This is a genomic window from Streptomyces sp. NPDC050703, assembly GCF_040654435.1.
Lineage (GTDB): Bacteria > Actinomycetota > Actinomycetes > Streptomycetales > Streptomycetaceae > Streptomyces.
On record NZ_JBFAHX010000051.1, the window covers coordinates 1 to 16,150 of the forward strand.

Annotated in this window: 7 protein-coding genes; 1 reads left to right on the forward strand and 6 read right to left on the reverse strand. The window is 73.0% G+C overall.

Annotation, left to right across the window (positions count from 1 at the left end):
- Positions 1-151 precede the first annotated feature (151 nt).
- From AB0I16_RS31270 to AB0I16_RS31280, 3 genes are all read right to left on the reverse strand, one after another.
- Positions 152-2,173 carry an alpha-1,4-glucan--maltose-1-phosphate maltosyltransferase gene (locus AB0I16_RS31270; RefSeq protein WP_363253014.1) on the reverse strand — a complete coding sequence of 674 codons (2,022 nt, stop codon included), beginning with the start codon at positions 2,171-2,173 and terminating at the stop codon, positions 152-154.
- Positions 2,174-2,671: 498 nt separating this feature from the next.
- Positions 2,672-4,981 carry a protein kinase gene (locus AB0I16_RS31275; RefSeq protein ID WP_363253015.1) on the reverse strand — a complete coding sequence of 770 codons (2,310 nt, stop codon included), beginning with the start codon at positions 4,979-4,981 and terminating at the stop codon, positions 2,672-2,674.
- A gap of 71 nt (positions 4,982-5,052) precedes the next feature.
- Positions 5,053-7,611 (reverse strand): protein kinase, encoded by a 2,559-nt coding sequence (locus AB0I16_RS31280; RefSeq protein ID WP_363253016.1) that lies wholly within the window; start codon positions 7,609-7,611, stop codon positions 5,053-5,055.
- Between the two features lie 233 nt (positions 7,612-7,844).
- On the opposite strand from AB0I16_RS31280, the gene glgP reads away from it, so the two are divergent.
- Positions 7,845-10,493, forward strand: a complete 2,649-nt coding sequence (glgP, locus tag AB0I16_RS31285; RefSeq protein ID WP_363253017.1) for an alpha-glucan family phosphorylase — start codon at positions 7,845-7,847, stop codon at positions 10,491-10,493.
- Positions 10,494-10,571: 78 nt separating this feature from the next.
- Here the strand turns inward: glgP and AB0I16_RS31290 are convergent, their stop codons facing one another.
- The 3 genes from AB0I16_RS31290 to AB0I16_RS31300 all read right to left on the reverse strand — a co-directional run bounded on the left by AB0I16_RS31290 (position 10,572) and on the right by AB0I16_RS31300 (position 15,807).
- On the reverse strand, positions 10,572-12,203 hold the full coding sequence (locus tag AB0I16_RS31290; RefSeq protein WP_363253018.1) for a M4 family metallopeptidase: 1,632 nt from the start codon (positions 12,201-12,203) through the stop codon (positions 10,572-10,574).
- 326 nt (positions 12,204-12,529) lie between these two features.
- Positions 12,530-14,608, reverse strand: coding sequence for a M4 family metallopeptidase (locus AB0I16_RS31295; RefSeq protein WP_363253019.1), 2,079 nt, complete (start codon positions 14,606-14,608; stop codon positions 12,530-12,532).
- Between the two features lie 461 nt (positions 14,609-15,069).
- A complete protein-coding gene (locus tag AB0I16_RS31300; RefSeq protein WP_363253020.1) occupies positions 15,070-15,807 on the reverse strand; it encodes a helix-turn-helix domain-containing protein in 738 nt (245 codons plus the stop codon).
- Positions 15,808-16,150 lie beyond the last annotated feature (343 nt).

Genomic DNA, 16,150 nt, shown 5'->3' on the forward strand with positions numbered 1-16,150 from the left:
GTGATGCCCTTCAGGTCACCGATGCCGTCGCCGTTGCTGTCCTGGAAGGAGCGGACGAGGACCTCGTAGAACACCGCGCGCTTGAACCAGTCGGGATCGCGGTCCTTGCTCGGCGTGTCCTCGAACGTGTCCTGGACGGGCTCATTGAAGATCATGGTGTGGGTGACCCTCCGATCAACGGTGAGGACGGTCGCAGGACGCGCAAGATGTGCGCGGGCGCGCGGCCCGGCTCCAGGCGCACATAGTTGGCCCTGCCCCAGTGGTAGGTCTCACCGGTGAGCTCGTCGCGCACCGGCACGGTCTCGTGCCGGTCGAGGCCGAGTTCCGGCATGTCCAACGAGACCGTTGCCTCCTGGGTGTGGTGGGGGTCGAGGTTGACGACCACCAGAACCGTGTTCGAACCGTGCGCGTCGGCGGCGGACTTCGAGTAGGCGATCACCGCTTCCTTGTCGGTGGGGTGGAAGTGCAGGCCGCGCAGTCGCCGCAGGGCGGCATTGGCGCGGCGTATCCGGTTGAGAGCGGTGATGAGGGGGGCGATGGTCTCGCCTCTTCGGGCGGCCCCCGCCCAGTCCCTCGGGCGCAGCTGGTACTTCTCGGAGTTCTCATACTCCTCGCTGCCGGGCCGTACGGCCGTGTTCTCGCACAGCTCGAATCCGCTGTAGACGCCCCACGTCGGTGAGAGCGTGGCGGCGAGCACGGCGCGCGTCTCGAAGGCGGGACGCCCGCCTTCCTGGAGGTAGGCGTGGAGGATGTCGGGGGTGTTCACGAAGAGGTTCGGGCGCAGGAAGTGCGCGGTGTCGCGTGACAGCTCGGTCAGGTAGGCGGTGAGTTCGTCCTTGGTGTTGCGCCAGGTGAAGTAGGTGTACGACTGCTGGAATCCGACGGCGGCGAGGGTCTGCAGCATGGCGGGGCGGGTGAAGGCCTCGGCGAGGAAGATGACGTCGGGGTCGGTGCCGTTGATCCGGGCGATCACCTCCTCCCAGAACACCACGGGCTTGGTGTGCGGGTTGTCGACGCGGAAGATCCGTACCCCGTGGCCCATCCAGAACCGCAGCAGCCGCTCGGTCTCCGCGATCAGCCCCGGCATGTCCCGGCCGAAGGCGATCGGGTAGATGTCCTGGTACTTCTTCGGCGGGTTCTCGGCGTACGCGACGGAGCCGTCCGCCCGGCGGTGGAACCACTCCGGGTGCTCCTCCACCCACGGGTGGTCCGGCGAGCACTGGAGCGCGAAGTCCAGGGCGACCTCAAGGCCGAGGCCGTCCGCCCTGCGCACGAAGGCGTCGAAGTCGTCGAGCGTGCCGAGGTCGGGGTGGACGGCGTCGTGGCCACCCGCCGGGGAGCCGATCGCCCACGGCACGCCGACGTCGTGGGGGCCGGGGGAGAGGGAGTTGTTCGGGCCCTTGCGGTGTGTGCTGCCGATCGGGTGGACCGGTGGCAGGTACACCACGTCGAAGCCCATGTCCGCGATGGCCGGCAGCCGCTCGGCGGCCGTGCGGAACGTCCCGGAGACCGGCGCGGCCCCCTCGCGGACCACCGCGCCCTCCGAGCGCGGGAAGAACTCGTACCAGGAGCCGAAGAGGGCCCGGGTCCGCTCCACGAGCAGCGGGAACTCCGGTGACGACGTGACGAGTTCGCGCAACGGGTGACGGGTGAGGACCGCGTTCACCTCGGGGGTGAGGGCCGCGGCGAGGCGGGCGGCGGGCGAGCGTCCGGTGTCGCGCAGGGCCTCGGCGGCCGCGAGGACGGCCGGCCGTGCGGCGGCGGGCACGCCGTCGGCCGCGCGCTCGTGGAGGCGGGCGCCCTCTTCGAGGACCAGCTCGGTGTCGATGCCCGCCGGTATCTTGATCCCCGCGTGGTGCCGCCAGGTCGTCATGGGGTCGCCCCACGCCTCCACGGCGTACGTCCAGCGGCCCTCGCGGCCGGGGGTGACGTCCGCGCCCCACCGGTCGGTGCCGGGGGCCAGTTCGCGCATCGGCGTCCATGGCCCCACGCGCCCCTCTGGATCGCGCAGGACGACGTCGGCCGCGACCGCTTCATGGCCTTCGCGGAAGACCGTCGCGCTCACCTGGAACGTTTCTCCCGGAACGGCCTTCACCGGTTTTCGGCCGCAGTGCACGGCGGGCCGGACGTCCAGGACGGGAATGGTGGGGTGCGGGGTTGAGCCTGAGGGCATGTCTGACCGCTCCTGTCCGCGTGCACGGATACGGGGGTGGGGAGAGGTACCGCGGTGCTGCCGGCCGATGGGAGCCGGAGAGTGTGCCGGAGTGCGTACCGGAGGAGCCTTCCCACACTCTTCGGGTGAACAATCCGGCGCTTTGTTAACTACTAGTGCGTAACGGCCCCTGCAAGACCGGCCTCGCCGTTAATGGCGCGGCTGGTCCGAAAATGCACTGTTTGGTGGGGCGAGAACTGCACCTTTTGGTACGGGCCATTTGCATATGCTCCGGGAGGCGGGACGGCCCGGGGAAGCGCCGGACGCGGGCGGGGGCCGCAGCTCGGCGCCCCTGCCCGCCCCCGCGCGGCAGTACGGCGCGGGGTGCCGGGCGGGGGTGCCCGGGACGGCCCAGCGCCCCGGAAGCGGCGCGGGACCGCCGGACCCGGCCGAACTGATCCACTCAGTCCGGCCGCCGGGGCGCCGCCCGAGGTATGGCGGAAACCCGCTCTCCGCCCGTCAGGGCGCGTACCCCGACAGAATCCTGCCGTCCTGGGTGGCCGAGAACAGGGCACCGCCCGCGTACAGGGGGGCGCCGAACGGCGACGCGGTGTCGAACCCGTCGCCGCCCTCCGGCCGCGGGATGTCCTTCCTGCGGTAGGAGTCGAGGTCGTCGGCGGTGCTCCTGCCCCACATCTCGTACGTCCCGACGGCCAGCACCCGCTTGCCCGCGAGCCCCACGGCCCTCGTGTCCTGCGGGGCGCCGTAGCGCCACAGGCGTCTGCCGGTGCGCCAGTCGTAGGCGCTCATGTGGTGCGTGACGGGGGCGTCCGCGTCCGGGGCGGCGGTGGTGACGACCAGGACGCCCGCGTCACCGACCACGGGCGGCAGCACCGGCCGGTCGGCGGGCGCCAGCGTGCGGCGCGGCTTCAGGGTGCCGGGGTCGAGTTCCCGTACGCCCGCCGCGCCGTGCGCCCAGCAGAGGAGCGAGGAGCGGTACGCCTGGAGCCCCTGGCAGGACCGGCCGGGGGCCTTCCGTGCGACCGTGCCGTCCTTCGTGGAGAGCGCCACGAGGCCGCCGCCCTCCAGCGAGGCGTACAGCAGGCCGCCCCTGGCGAGCGTCGCGTCCACGACCTTGCCCGGCAGCCTCGGCGAACGCCACAGCTCACGGCCGTCGGCGGCGCGGCGGGCGCGCACCCGGGCGTCGCCCGCCCCCGTAGCCTCGTCCGAGAAGCCGAACTCCGCGGTGTAGACGGCCCCCTCGGCGTACGTCAGCCCCATCACCGCCGTGCCCCGCGGCATCGGCTCGCGCCAGCGTTCGGCGCCCGACGCCAGGTCGACCGCGATGGTGCCGCGCTCGCTCGGCACGTAGACGCGGGTGCCGTCGCTCTCGGGCGGCAGGGCCTGGATGCCCTGGAGGCCGTCGGGGCCGACGCGGAAGCCGGGGGAGGTCCAGCGCCGCTTGCCGGTGGCCGCGTCCAGGGCCGTCGCGGAGCCCTTGCCGTCGCGGCAGACCAGGAGCGACGCCGCGAGGACGCAGCCGTAGCCCCTGTCGTCCATGCTCCCGGGGCGCCGCACGGTCCACGGCCGCCACCCCGCGGGCCGGCCGGCCGCGCTCTTCCCGGCGCCGAACTCGCCCGTACGGCCCGCGTTGCCGTACTGCGTGACGATCCCGGTGGCTCCCTCGGGGCCCGCGCCGCCGGGGCTCTTCGACGCCTCGCCCGCGGTGCCGCCCCCGCCGCCGGCCCGTGCGTCGCCGCCCTCGGGCAGCAGCACCGCCGCCACCGTGACCGCGGCGGCCACCGCCGCCGCCGCGACGATCCACGGCCGGCGGCGGCGCGCCACGGGCGGTGGGGTGGCGGGCGGTGGGGGGACGGGCGCCGCGGCCGGGGGAGCGGCGGTGGGCGCGGCGGCGAAGGAGTCGGCGGCCACCGCCCGTTCGCAGCGCGCCACCGCCTCGCGGTGCTCGGCGAAGAGCGAGAGGACCGGGGCGGGCCAGGGGACGCCGGAGGCCGCGGTGCCGCCGGGCAGCAGCAGATCGGCGAGGTGCGCCGCGGTGGGGCGGTCGCCGGGCGCGGGGCTCAGGCAGGCGGCGACCACCTCGCGCAGCTCGTCCGGTACGGCCGACAGGTCCGCGTCGCCCCGCGAGATGCGGAAGACGACCGAGGCCAGTTCCTGGTCGTCGAACGGGCCGCGCCCCGAGACCGCGTACCCGAGCACCGCGCCGAGCGCGAAGACGTCGGACGCGGGCACCACCGCGTGGCTGCCCTCGATCTGCTCGGGTGCCATGAAGCCCGGGGTGCCCACGATCATGCCCGCCGCCGTCAGCGCCGTCGCGTCGAAGGCCTGCGCGATGCCGAAGTCGATCAGCTTCGGCCCGTCGGGGGTGAGGAGCACGTTGCCCGGCTTGAAGTCGCGGTGCAGCACATGGGCCGCGTGCACCGCCGCCAGCGCGCGGGCGAGAGCGGCACCGAGGGCGCGCACCGTCGCCACCGGCAGGGGGCCGCACCGGTGCACCGTCTCGGCGAGGGAGGGCCCGGCGACGTACTCCGTCACCAGCCACGGCACCGCGGCGTCCGCGTCGCCGTCGAGGAGCGCCGCCGTGCCCGCCCCGGAGACCGCGCGGGCCGCGGCGATCTCCCGGCGGAACCGGACGCGGAAGTCGCGGTCGATGTCCAGGTCGGGGCGGACGGTCTTCACCGCGACCAGGGGCGCGCCGGGCCGGTGCCCGCGCGCCAGGTACACCTCGCCCATGCCGCCCGCGCCGATGGTGGCGAGCAGCCGGTACGGGCCGACGTGCCGGGGCGGCCCGGACAGCGGGTCGAGCAAGGGTCCTCCTGGAGTTGTGGACGCGGGAGCACGGCGGTGCCGGGGCAGGCGGGGGGCGGTGGCGCGGGCCCTCAGGGGGAGGGGAGCTTCAGGGAGACCACCGTGCCCTGGTCGTACACGACCGTCGCGACCCCGCCGAGCGGCAGCAGCCACGGGTGCTTCGGGGTGTCGGCGATGACGAGGCCGCCGTCCGCGGACTTCTTCGGCTCGCGGTCGCCGGGGGCGCCCGGCACCGGGGCCCTGCGGGTCTCGCCCGCCGCGGTGAGCGGGACGGAGAGCAGCGCGGAGTTGTCGGCGTACAGCGCGCGTCCGCCGACGAGCAGCGGTCCCGAGGGCGCCGGATGCCGGATGCTGTACGGGGTGATCGCGATGCGCTCCCGGCGCAGCACCTCGCCGCTGCCCGGGTCGGCGACCACGAGCCGCTTGCCCGTCATGTCGTACGCGAGCGCCGCCCGCTTCCCGACGGCGCTCACGACCAGGTCGCTGCCCCCGAAGCCGTCGTCGCCGACCGGCGGGGACCTGAAGCCGAACGCCTTCCCCGGGGCCAGCGTGCGCGGGTCGAGCCGGACCACCCGGGTCTGCGGGTCCTCCGTGGGGTCGGACAGGTCGCTGGTGTCGCCGAGCGGCTGGGCGCAGAGGATCTTGCCGCCGACCGCCTTCAGGGAGAGGCACTGCCGCTTGCCGTAGGCGCCGCCCACCCGGCCGCCGCGCCGGGCGTCGAGCGCGATGACGCCGTCCTTCGACTGGGCGTAGACGAGTCCGTCGTGGGCCAGTTCCGCCCGGTAGTGGCCCTTCTCGACCATGGCGAGGGTGTCGCCGCTGAGCTGTTCCCGCCACACTTGCCGGCCGCCGCGCGTGTACGCCCGCAGCCGCGCGCCGTCCGGTGTCTCTCCGGTGGCCGCGTCCGGGGCGCCCTCCTCGCTGACGACGAGCCGGTCATCGGTGAGCAGCACGGAGGTGATGACGTGCCCGGGCGACGGCTTCGCCGTCCAGCGCACCCGGCCGGAAGCGGAGTCGCGCAACTGGGCGCCTCCCCGGTACCCGACGACGGTCGTACCGCCGCGGACCTGCGGCTCGACCGTGTCCCCCGGGACGAAGAGGGAGCCGGACGGGCCGACGAACGCGTCCTGACGCGCGCCGCGGTCGGCGTCCGAGCGGCCGTCGGAGACCCACAGACGGTGGCCGTCGGAGGCGCTGAGCGCCTCGTAGGTGCCGTCGGTGAGGAGGCAGACGACGGCCTTCGTGTCGGCCGCGCAGTTCATCGGCGCGTGGCGGAACCTGGCGCGCCAGGGCTTCCAGCCCTTGGGGCGCTGCTCCTCGTACTGCGGGACGGAACCGCTCCTGTCCCGCGTGCCCGTCGCGTCGACGCCCGCCGTGGCGACGAGTTCCGCCGCCGAGACACCGGGCGGTCGCTGAGCGACGCCGGGGCCGGCGGAGCCGCCGGAGCCGCCGCCCCCCTCGCCCCCGCCGGAGCCCCGCAGCGCGAGCAGCGCCCCGACGCCGCCTCCCGCCACGGCCACCGCGACGATCACCGCGAGGGCGCGGCGCCGGGAGCGGGACGGCGCGGGGGCGGCGGGCGGCGCCGCGCCCATCGTGGGCAGGCCGTGCACGGCCGAGGCGGCCGGTGCCCGCGTCGGCGTCCACGTGGGGGTCTGCGTGGGGGTCTGCGTCGGGGTGGGCGCGGTCGCCCGCGGGGGCTCGGGGAGCGGCAGCAGGGGCCGGCCCGCGGCGCACAACCGCAGCGTGTCGCGGTGGATCTCCTCGATGGCGGCGACCACGGCGGAGGGCCAGCCGGGGGACTCCGTGCCGCCCCGCAGGGCGGTGAGCCGGGCCGCGACCTCCCGCGGGGCAGGGCGGTCGCCGGGCTCGGGCACCAGACAGGCGGCAAGGACCTCCCGCAGCTCCGCGGGCACGTCGTCAAGGCGGGCCTCGGCGCGCGACACGCGGTACAGGACGGCGGCCACCGGGCCGTCCCCGAAGGGGTCGCCGCCGGAGGCGGCGTACGCGAGGACCGAGGCCAGGCAGAACACGTCCGAGGCGGCCACCACGTGCCGGCCGCCCGCCACGTGCTCGGGGGACATGAAGCCGGGGGTGCCCACGAGCAGACCCGTCGAGGTCATCGTGGTCGCGCCGAGGGCGCGCGCCACACCGAAGTCGATGAGCTGGGGCCCCTCGGCGCCGAGCAGCACGTTCGCCGGCTTCAGGTCACGGTGCAGCGCCCCCGCCGCGTGCACGGCCGCCAGGGCCTCGGCGAGCCCGGCGCCGAGCGCGGCGACGGCGTCCGCGGGCAGCGGCCCGTGCGCCCGCACGGCCTGCGCGAGGTTCGGCCCCGCGACGTACTCGGTGGCGAGCCACGGCTCCGCGGCCTCGGCGTCACCGCCGACGAGGCGCGCGACGTACGGGCTGCGCACCGAGGCCGCCACGGATATCTCGCGCCGGAACCGGGCCCGGAAGGCGGGGTCGCCCGCGATGTCGCGGCGGATCACCTTCACGGCGACGAGGGCGTCCGGTTCGTAGTGCCCGGGGGAGGCGGAGTCCGGCGTCGCGAGGAAGACCTCGCCCATGCCGCCGGCCCCCAGCCGCCCCACGGTGTCGTAAGGACCCACCCGCTTGGGCGAAGCCTCACGCAACTGGCCGATCATCCGCACGCCCCCCGGCTGTCACCGCTGCCAATTCCTGTGCCACGTAGAGAGCTTGCAGATTACAACGGGGAAAGGAAGCCCTCCGGAGCCGCGTCACGGCCCGGGAAACGCCGCGCGCCCCGTGCGCGCGCCGTGGTGGGGGACCGCCGACCGCCGCTACCTTCGACTCGCGGAGGTAAATACGTGCCGCATCCAGGCGAATCCCCGCGAAGGTGGAGACCGTGAAGGCAATCCGACGATTCACCGTACGTCCCGTCCTTCCCGAACCCCTCGGCCGGCTGACCGAGCTGGCCCGCAATCTGCGCTGGTCCTGGCATCCGCGCACCCGTGACCTCTTCGAGTCCGTCGACCCGGAGCGGTGGCGGGCCGCCGGCTGCGACCCCGTGCGGCTGCTCGGCGGCGTCCCCTCCGCGCGCCTCGCCGAGCTGGCCGGGGACGAGGACTTCCTGCGGCGGCTCGACGAGGCCGCCGACGACCTCCATGAGTACGTCACCGGGGACCGCTGGTACCAGGAGCAGGGCCGCGCCCCCGACGACCCGGAGCGTACGGGCACCGAACTGCCGCGCGCGGTGGCGTACTTCTCGCCGGAGTTCGGCATCACGGCCGCCCTGCCGCAGTACTCGGGCGGCCTCGGCATCCTCGCCGGGGACCACCTCAAGGCCGCGAGCGACCTCGGGGTGCCGCTCATCGGGGTCGGGCTGCTCTACCGGCACGGCTACTTCCGCCAGTCGCTGTCCCGCGACGCCTGGCAGCAGGAGCACTACCCCGTGCTCGACCCGAACGAGCTGCCCCTCTCCCTGCTCCGCGAGGCCGACGGCACCCCCGCCAAGGTGGCGCTCGCCCTGCCCGGCGGGCGCGCGATGCTCGCCCACGTCTGGCACGCCCGGGTCGGCCGCGTACCGCTCCTCCTGCTCGACTCCGACGTCGAGGAGAACGACCCCGGCGAGCGCGACGTCACCGACCGGCTCTACGGCGGCGGCAGCGAGCACCGGCTGCTCCAGGAGATGCTGCTCGGCATCGGCGGCGTGCGCGCCGTGCGGAGCTTCTGCCGGCTGACCGGGCACCCGGCGCCCGAGGTCTTCCACACCAACGAGGGGCACGCCGGGTTCCTCGGGCTCGAACGCATCCACGAGATGATCGCCGCCGACGTCGACTTCGACGCGGCGCTCGAAGCGGTGCGGGCCGGGACCGTCTTCACCACCCACACCCCCGTCCCCGCCGGTATCGACCGCTTCGACCGCGAGCTGGTCGCCCGCCACTTCGGGCCCGGCGGCGAGCTGCCCGGCATCGACGTGGGCGCCGTCCTGCGGCTCGGCATGGAGACCTACCCGGGCGGTGAGCCCAACCTCTTCAACATGGCCGTGATGGGGCTGCGCCTCGGCAGCCGCGCCAACGGCGTGAGCACCCTGCACGGCTCGGTCAGCCGGGGCATGTTCGCCGGGCTCTGGCCCGGCTTCGACGCCGAGGAGATCCCGATCACCTCCGTCACCAACGGCGTGCACGCCCCGACCTGGGTCGCCCCCGAGGTCTTCAGGCTCGGCGCCCGGCAGATCGGCGAGCGGCGCACCGAGGACGCCCTGTCGGTGGGCGGCTCCGACCGCTGGGACGCGGTCGCCGACATCGCGGACTCCGACATCTGGGAGCTGCGCCGCACCCTGCGCGGGCAGCTCGTGGACGAGGTCAGGCGCCGCCTCTACGACTCCTGGCGCCAGCGCGGGGCGGCCGGCGCCGAGCTGGGCTGGATCGACGAGGTGCTCCACCCCGACGTCCTCACCATCGGCTTCGCGCGCCGCGTCCCCTCGTACAAGAGGCTCACGCTCATGCTGCGCGACCGCGACCGGCTGATGAGGCTGCTGCGCCACTCCGAGCGGCCCGTGCAGATCGTCGTCGCGGGCAAGGCCCACCCCGCCGACGACGGCGGCAAGCGGCTCATCCAGGAGCTGGTGCGGTTCACCGACGACCCGCGGGTGCGCCACCGCATCGTCTTCCTGCCCGACTACGGCATGGCCATGGCGCAGAAGCTCTACCCCGGCTGCGACGTGTGGCTGAACAATCCGCTGCGCCCGCTGGAGGCCTGCGGGACCTCCGGCATGAAGGCGGCGCTCAACGGCTGCCTGAACCTCTCCGTGCGCGACGGCTGGTGGGACGAGTGGTTCGAGCCCGACTTCGGCTGGGCCATCCCCACCGCGGACGGCGCCGCAATCGACGACGACCGCCGCGACGACCTGGAGGCCGCCGCGCTCTACGACCTCCTGGAGCGGCGCATCGCCCCCCGCTTCTACGAGCAGGGCCCCGGCGGCCTGCCCGACCGCTGGATCGAGATGGTCCGCAGGACGCTGACGCGGCTCGGCCCGAAGGTCCTCGCGGGGCGCATGGTCCGCGAGTACGTGGAGAAGCTGTACGTCCCCGCCGCGCGGGCGCACCGCGCGCTCGACGTCGCGTCCGCGGGGGAGCTGGCCGCCTGGAAGGGCCGGGTCCGCGCCGCGTGGCCGCGGGTGGCCGTCGACCACGTGGAGGCGTCGGCCACCGGGGCCACGGCCGAGCTGGGGGCCACGCTGACGCTGCGGGTGCGGGTCCACCTCGGGGAGCTGACGCCGGACGACGTGGAGGTGCAGGCCATCGCGGGTCGCGTCGACCCCGAGGACCACATCGGCGACGCCTCCGCGGTGCCGCTCAAGCCCGCGAGCGGCCCCGACGTCGAGGGCCGCCGGGTCTACGAGGGCCCCCTGGCGCTGGACCGCACGGGGCCCTTCGGGTACACCGTGCGGATTCTGCCCGCCCACCGGCTGCTGGCCAGTGGGGCCGAGCTGGGGCTCGTGGCGGTGCCCTCCGAGGGGGCCGGGGAGGGCGCGGGGGTCCTGTTGCGGTGAGCCGGCCGCGGGCGGGCCGAACGCGCGGTTCCCCGCACCCCCGGCCGGGGTGCGGGAACCGGGAGCCGTGCCGTACCGCTACTTGACGTTGACCGCGGCCCAGGCCGCGTCCACGCCCTTGTACTCGGCGGAGTCCGCGCCGTAGAGGTCCTTCGCGGCGCTCAGGGAGCCCTCGCGGGCCGCCTTGTAGTCCGTCGTCGACGTGAAGTACGCCGTCAGGGCCTTGAACCAGATCTTCTCCGCCTTGTCGCGGCCGATGCCCTCGACCCGGGAGCCGTCGGCGGTCGGGGAGTCGTACTGGACGCCGTTGATCTCCTTCTTGCCGCTGCCCTCGGACAGCAGGTAGAAGAAGTGGTTGGCGATGCCCGAGGAGTAGTGGACGTCGACGTTGCCCGCGTCCTCGCTCCAGCTGTCCAGGGACGAGCCGTCCTTGGAGGGCTTGTCCATGTAGCGCAGCGGGGTGCCGTCGCCGTTGATGTCGACCTTCTCGCCGATGAGGTAGTCGCCGACGTCCTCGGCGTTGTCGGCGTCGAACTCGACCGCGGCGGCGAAGATGTCGGAGGTGGCCTCGTTCAGGCCGCCGGACTCACCGCTGTACTCCATGTTGCCGGTCGCCGAGGTGACGCCGTGCGTCATCTCGTGGGCCGCGACGTCCAGCGTGGTCAGGGGCTTCTTGTCGCCCTCGCCGTCGCCGTACGTCATGCAGAAGCAGCTGTCGTCCCAGAAGGCGTTGACGTAGCCGGTGCCGTAGTGGACGCGCGAGGTCGCGCCCTTGCCGTCGCCGTTGATGCCGCTGCGGCCGTGCACGGACTTGTAGTAGTCCCAGGTGAGCTGCGCGCCGTAGGCGGCGTCGACGGCGGCGGTCTGCGCGTCGTCCGGCTTCCCGGTGCCCCACGTGTCGTCGTCGTCCGTGACGAGCTTGCCCTCGCCGCCCTGGGCGTGGTTCAGGTCGAAGGTGCTGTGGCCGCCGCGCTCGGCGTCGGTCAGCTCGAAGCCGCTCGCGCCCTTCTTGGAGCCGACTTCGACCTTGCCGCTGTACTGGCTGTTGCCGGTGCCGTTCTCGATGGCCTGGTACTGGTACAGCTTGTCGCCGGTCGCGGCGTCGGTGATGACGTGCAGTCTGCTGGGCGTGCCGTCCTTCTGGACACCGGTGACGACGGTTTCGTACGCGAGGACGGGCTTGCCCGAGGCGGCCCAGATCACCTTGCGCGGCGACTGCGCGTCGGCCTCGGCGGTCCTGGCCTCGGCCGCGGTCGACTCGGCGGACTCGGCGACGGCGGACTTGCCGAGCTTCGCGTCCGTGGAGGCGACCTTCACGGTGGCCTTCGTGGCCTTGGTGACGCCCTTGACCCTGCCGCTCGCGGCGGTGTGCACGACGAGGTCGCCGCCGAGGACCGGCAGGCCGTCGTAGGTGCGCTCGTAGCGGGTGTGGACGGTGCCGTCGGCGTCCTTGACGACGTCGCGGACGACCAGCTTCTCCTCGGCACCGAGGCCGATCTCGTCGGCGGTGGCCGCCTTGCCGGCGTTCGCGTCCTTCAGGAGGCCGGCGCGCGACGGGGCCGAGAGGCTGACGGGCGCCCCGGACGGCACGGCGTCCTCGGCGGGCTCGGCGGAGGCACCGGTGGTCAGCCCGGCGGTGAGCAGTGCTCCCGCGGCGACAGCGGTGGCGATGGCCAGGGTCGAACGCTTACGGGATATGTGGGGGGTCACGCAGGCTCCTTCTGTGGGGGGCCCGGGACGTGTTGGGGACTGCCCGGGCAGGAAAGACGCGGTGCGGTGGTGCGTGTGTACCTGTGGTGCGTGCGGTGCCTGTGGTGCCCGGAAAGAGTTTCATTCGGGACAGGTACATGTCATTACTCGGAGGGAGCTTGGCCGGAAATCGTCCGTTGAGCGGTGGTCGACATACGCAGTGCGAACACCGGGTGAACGCGGCGGCCGGCGGCCGACGGCTCCGGAACACGCGCGCCGCCCCGGGGAGTTGTTCACCCGGGGCGGCGGCGTGTCCTCACGCGGTGGTGCTCACCTGCTGGTGCGGCTTACGGGAAGGTCAGCTTGAAGCTGTTGATGTATCCCGTGTCCTGCCGCGCCTTGTCCTGCACCTTCAGCTTCCAGTTGCCGTTGGCCACCTCGGACGAGGCGTTGACCGTGTAGGTCTCCTTGACGTTGTCGGCGGAGTCCGAGCTGCTGGTGGCCTTCAGCGGGTAGACCGTCCCGTCGGGGGCCACCAGGTCGACCTGGAGGTCACCGCGCCAGGTGTGCACGATGTCGACGCCGACCTTGAGGGTGCTCGGCGCGTTGCCGGTGACGCCCGTGACGTCGACCGCCGAGGTGACCGCGGCGCCGGCGTCCGGGATGTTGACGTCCGCGGTGTTCTCGAAGGTCTTGCCGCCGGGCTCCTCACCGCCGGGGCGGGCGCCGACGTTCACGGCGGCCCAGGCGTGGGCGACGGCCTTGTACTCGGCGCTGGTGGTGCCGTACAGCTCACCGGCCACGGCGAGCGTCCCGGTGCGGGCCGCCGCGTAGTTGGTCGTGGTCGTGAACTTCGTGGTGAGCGCCTTGAACCAGATCAGCGACGCCTTGTCCCTGCCGATGCCGGTCACGGGCAGGCCGTCGGAGGTCGGCGAGTCGTACTGGACGCCGTTGATCTCCTTCTTGCCGCTGCCCTCGCTCAGCAGGTAGTAGAAGTGGTTGGCGACACCGGACGAGTAGTGCACGTCGATGCTGCCGATGCCGGAGTACCAGGAGTCCTTGGACCCGCCGTCCTTGGAGGGCTTGTCCATGTAGCGCAGCGGGGTGCCGTCGCCGTTGATGTCGATCTTCTCGCCGACGAGGTAGTCGCCCTTGTCCTGGGCGTTGTTGGCGTTGAACTCGACCGCGGCGGCGAAGATGTCGGAGGTGGCCTCGTTCAGGCCGCCGGACTCACCGCTGTAGGTCATGTTGCCGGTCGCGGCCGTCACGCCGTGCGTCATCTCGTGGGCGGCCACGTCGATGGACGTCAGCGGCTTGGAGTTGCCCGAGCCGTCGCCGTACGTCATGCAGAAGCAGGCGTCGGACCAGAAGGCGTTGACGTAGTTGTTGCCGTAGTGCACCCGGGAGTACGCGCCGACGCCGTCACCGCGGATACCGGAGCGGCCGTGCACGTTCTTGTAGTAGTCCCAGGTCAGCGCGGCGCCGTAGTGGGCGTCGGCGCCCGCGGTCTCCAGGTTGGAGGGCAGGCCGTTGCCCCACACGTCGTCGGCTCCCGTGAAGAGGGTGCCGGTGCCGGACGTGCCGCGGTTCAGGTTGTACGTCTTGTGGTTGCCGCGGCCGGTGTCGGTGAGGGTGTAGTTCGACCCCGACTGGGCCGTGCCCAGGGTGACCTGGCCGCTGTACTGCGTGTTGCCGGTGCCGTTCTCGATGCCCTGCCACTGGAAGAGCTTCTTGCCGGTGGCGGCGTCCGTGATGACGTGCAGCTCGTTCGGCGTGCCGTCGTGCTGGAGCCCGCCGACCACGGTCTCGTACGCGAGGACCGGCTTGCCCTCGGCCAGCCAGACCACCTTGCGCGGCGCGCGGTCCGCGTCCGTCTTCTTGGAGCCCTCGGCCTTCGCGGCGCCCAGCGCCTGCTTCTCGGCCGTCGACGCCTTGATGCCGGCACTCGTGTCGACACCCTTGAGCTGCGCCTTCACCGCTTTGGTGACGCCCTCGGTCTTGCCGCTCCTCGCGGTGTCCACCACCATGTCGCCGCCGAGGACGGGCAGGCCGTCGTAGGTGCGCTCGTAGCGGGTGTGGACGGTGCCGTCGCGGTCCTTGGCGACGTCGCGGACGACCAGCTTCTCCTTGGCCCCGAGCTTCAGGTCCTCGGCGGTCTCCGCCTTGGTGGCGTTGGCGTCGCGGATCAGCTCGGCGCGCTGGGCTGGGGAGAGCTTGACGGCCAGGGCGCCGGGGTCGACCTTGCCGAGCTTCTGGGCCGCCGCGGGGGCGGTCCTGGCCGCCGGGCCGTCCGCCGAGGCGGGGCCCGCCTGGACGGCCACGGCGAGGAGTGCGGCGACTGCGGAGAGGGCGCCGACGGCGGTCGCACGGGTGCGGACCGAACGGCTGCTGTGGGAGGTGGGTCTGTGGGAGGTGCTTCTCAACACGGACTCCTTCTGCGCGGCCGCGGGGATGCGCGGCCAGAGCTACCGGGCGGTTGGGTCGCCGTCCGGGCAGAGCAAGGCGGTACGCAGAACTGGGCGGTGCGTAAAGGGCGTTGCGAGGTGTTGCCGGGGTGCTGCCAGAGGCGCAGCCAGGCGTGGAGCTGGTGGTGGAGCTAGTGGCGGTGCGTGTGTGGTGCGTGAAGAGAAACCGTCGCCTTGTTGAATCTCGTGCGGCGGTCGAGGGGAAGAGTGGCACCAGAGCCACAGTTCTGTCAGGGCCGCATCAAGAGTTGGCCGGAATCAGTTCGTTGGCCGGTGGGGCACGTTCGGTATGCGGAGCGGCGCGGCGGGCTGGCCCGCGACCGGCGTTGAGCGGACGTTCGGGGGCTCGCGCACGGCTTCGGCCGCCGCACGCGCGTGTGCGGCGTGGCTGTTTTTCGCCGGTGCGGCCGAAGAGGAGCGCTTCAGGCGGTGGTGTCCGCCTCCGGCAGGGGCTTCGTGTGGAGGATGGCGCGGGCCTGCTCCGTGGCGCGGAGCATGCTCTCGGAGACGTAGTCGAGGAAGCGGGCGACGTTCTCCAGGCGGGTGGCGGCCGGTGAGCCGGAGCCGAGGATGGAGACGCCCTGCCGTGCGGTCTCGACGACCTGGGTCAGGGACCGGATGCTGACCAGCATCGACTGGTACCAGACGTCGTCGTCCACGGCGTAGCGCTCGCGGCGGCCCTCGGTCCGCTCCCGGCGGACGAGGCCCTGCTCGTCGAGGAACGTGATCGCCTTGGAGACGGACGCCGGGCTGACCCGGAGGTGCTGGACGAGTTCGGACGCGGTGAGGCTGCCCGAGTCGGTGAGGGTGAGGCAGGTCATCACCCTGGCCGTCATCCTGGGCATGCCGGAAGCCATCATGACCGTGGTCAGGACCTCCTCGTAGTCGCGCACGGCCTGGGTGTCGCGTCCGTGGGGCCGCGACGAGGCGTCCGCCCGCCCGTCGGGCGACGCCTGCCGGCGCCGGTGGGCGCGGTGCTCGGTGGCGCGGTGGGCGAGGTCGGCGCGGTAGGAGGTGGGGCCGCCGTTGCGCATCACCTCCCGCGTGACCGTGGAGGTCGGGCGGTCCAGGCGCCTCGCGATCTCCGCGTAGGCCAGGCCGTCGGCCAGGCCGAGCGCGATCTGCTGACGTTCCTGCTGGGTGAGCCTGCCGCCTGGCATCGCGATCTCTCCTTGGTGCTCCGTCGGGACCCTCCGTCGGGACCCTCAGCATAGCGTTCACCGTCAGCCCATTGCAATGAACGCCTGGCTCACTGTTGCGTTAAGCGTCAGGCCGTTGCAATGAAATAGCAGCTCTGAACTGCGAGTTGGCACTTCTTATGCAACATGACTGTTGCCGCGCCTGTAAATGCAACGTAGCGTTTGCGTCATCGGAAACGACGGACGAAACAACGGCCGAAGCGACCGACGAAGCGACTGACGAGCCGACGAAGCGACTGAAGAAGCGACTGACAAAGCAACTGACGAAGCGCCGTCGAAGTACCGACGAAACGCCGAACCCGAG

Bases quoted from the DNA above. Each gene is read 5' to 3' on its own strand.
- AB0I16_RS31270 (WP_363253014.1), bottom strand. From the start codon at position 2,173: ATGCCCTCAGGCTCAACCCCGCACCCCACCATTCCCGTCCTGGACGTC.
- AB0I16_RS31300 (WP_363253020.1), bottom strand. From the start codon at position 15,807: ATGCCAGGCGGCAGGCTCACCCAGCAGGAACGTCAGCAGATCGCGCTC.